Annotated in this window: 2 protein-coding genes; both read right to left on the reverse strand. The window is 55.4% G+C overall.

The genetic code is table 11. From position 1 onward, the window contains the following. A partial coding sequence (lon, locus tag VI895_00175; protein ID HLG18213.1) for an endopeptidase La occupies nucleotides 1-2393 on the reverse strand: 2393 nt, incomplete at its 3' end. Between the two features lie 93 nt (nucleotides 2394-2486). Beyond that, nucleotides 2487-2774: hypothetical protein (locus VI895_00180; protein ID HLG18214.1), on the reverse strand; the 288-nt coding region annotated here is incomplete at its 5' end.

Genomic DNA, 2774 nt, shown 5'->3' on the forward strand with positions numbered 1-2774 from the left:
GTGAGCGCGGACGCCTCTTTCAAAAAGTCCTCCGGCTTGGGGAGTTCCAACGCCTGGCGCAGAACATCATCGGCATGTTCCACGAAAATCAATTTCACTTCGCGGCGGATGTTCGGCGGGATGTCCCGGACATCTTTTTGATTCTCCTTCGGAATGAAGACCGTCCGGATGTTCCCCCGGTGCGCTGCCAGGATTTTCTCCTTGAGTCCGCCAATCGGAAGAACGCGTCCCCGCAACGTGATTTCACCGGTCATCGCGATGTCGCGCCGGACCGGGATTCGCAGCAGCGCCGAGGCGATCGATGTGGCCATGGTGATCCCGGCCGACGGGCCGTCCTTCGGAATGGCGCCTTCCGGAACGTGAACGTGGATGTCGATGTTCTGGTAAAAGTCGTCCTTGAGGCCGAACGATTTCGCCCGCGTTCGGACATAGGAGAGCGCCGCTTGGGCGGACTCCTGCATCACGTCCCCTAGTTTTCCCGTGAGGATCAGTTTGCCTTTGCCGGGCATAAGCGTGGTTTCGGTGACCAGCAGGTCGCCGCCGTATTCGGTCCAGGCCAGGCCGGTGGTGAGGCCGATGGCGCTTTTCTCTTCGGCAATGCCATGCCGGAATTTTGGAATCCCGAGATGTTTAAAGATCAGCGATTGCGTGACCTTCGCTTTGTGTTCGGGACCGTGCTTGACGACATCCACGGCGACTTTTCGGCAGACCGTGGCGATCTCCCGCTCTAAATTGCGGACGCCCGATTCCTTGGTATAGCGGCGGATGATCGTCCGCAACGCCCGGTCGGAAAAAAAGATATTGCTTTCGCGCAAACCGTTTTCACCGATCTGTTTCGCCACCAAGTACTTTCGCGCGATGTTGAGCTTTTCTTCTTCCGTGTAGCCGGAGATCATAATGATCTCCATTCGGTCTTGAAGCGGCCTGGGGATTCCAAAAAGCGAATTGGCCGTCGTGACGAACATCACGCGCGACAAGTCGTAATCCATGTCGAGGTAATGGTCTTGGAATGCTAAGTTCTGCTCCGGATCGAGGACCTCAAGGAGCGCGGCCGAAGGATCCCCGCGGAAATCCATCGCCATTTTGTCCACTTCGTCGATTAAGAAGACGGGATTGGAACTTCCCGCCTTTTTCATCGATTGTATGATTTTACCGGGCAGGGCTCCGATGTAGGTTCGGCGGTGGCCGCGAATTTCGGCTTCGTCCCGCACGCCGCCCACGGACATCCGGACGAATTTCCGGCCGGTGGCGTTGGAGATCGACTTCGCGAGGGACGTTTTTCCGACGCCCGGCGGACCGACGAAACAGAGAATGGGACCTTTGATCTTGTCGACCAGTTTTTGAACGGCGAGATATTCGAGAATTCTCTTCTTCGGTTTCTCCAAGCCGTAATGGTCGCGTTCCAGGATCGATTCGGCTTCATCGATGTCGAGCTTGTCTTGCGTGAATTCGTACCAGGGGAGGGAAATCGTCCAGTCGATGTAGTTCCGCACCACGGTGGCTTCGGCCGACATCGGCGACATCATTTTAAGCTTCTTGAGCTCTTTCTCGATCTTTTGCGCCGCCTCTTTCGAAAGCTTCTTCGCTTTGATTTTCTCTTCGAGCTCCTGGATCTCGCTCTTGAACTCGTCCCGTTCGCCGAGTTCCTTCTGAATCGCCTGCATCTGTTCGTTTAAGTAGTATTCCTTCTGTGTCTTCTCCATCTGCTTCTTGACGCGCGTGCGGATCCGCTTTTCCACCTGAAGGATCTCGATCTCGGACTGCATGAACGCATAGAGTTTCTCCAGGCGCTGCGTGGCGTCCGCGGTTTCCAAAATGTCCTGTTTGTCGCCGAGCTTCAGCGTCAAGTGCGCGGCGATCGTATCGGCCAGGCGCGAAGGATTGTCGATCGAAGCCACCGACATCAGCATTTCCGGCGGGATTTTTTTGTTGAGTTTGACGTACGTTTCGAACGTCGAGTGAACCGAGCGCATCAGCGCTTCGTTCTCAACGGAAACGTTCTGCGTCTCGACGATCTCTTCGATCTCGCACAAAAAGAAATCGTCGCGCGGCTCGTACGTCTTGACGCGCGCGCGCTTCTTTCCCTCGACGAGAAGTTTTACGGTCGAATCGGGCAGCCGAAGGAGCTGAATGATCGTGCCGAGAGTTCCGACGTCGTAAATATCTTCGGCTTGAGGCTCGTTTACCTTGGCCCGTTTTTGCGCGACCAAGAGAAGGTCTTTGTCGTTGGCCATCGCATGCTCGAGGGCGCTGACCGACTTCGGCCGGCCGACGTACAGCGGCACGACCATGTGCGGAAATACGATAATGTCGCGGAGCGGTAGAAGCGGAACTTTACGAGTAATTCCAGCATGTTGTCCCTGTTCCCCTTCGTTTTCTTTTTCAAAAAACATGAACCCTCCTCCAGATTTTCAATATATCAGACTGGGTCGCCGGGTTATACGGTGTTCGGAAGATAGGCACAAATCCGGAATTGGCAATCCCGATTACGGGGAGGATGGCGGGACCGCCTCCGTCTTTTTCGCTACGAGCGTGATCACCTCCCACGGATAATAAAGGCGACTCTGGTTAACATGTCCGTAACCGTCGCGGGCGCGAAAGAAAATCATTCCTTTCCACGGATTGAACCCTCCCGGCACCGGAACCATCCAGAGATTGTTCGCCTGATAGTCCATCGAAAGATTCATTTTAGCTTCGGGGCCGCCGGACCAGAAAAGAGCGACGGCGGTTACGCGCGTGTCGTCCGTCACTTGAACGACGAACTGCGGCGAGTT

The organism is Bdellovibrionota bacterium (assembly GCA_035292885.1).
Classification (GTDB): domain Bacteria; phylum Bdellovibrionota_G; class JALEGL01; order JALEGL01; family DATDPG01; genus DATDPG01.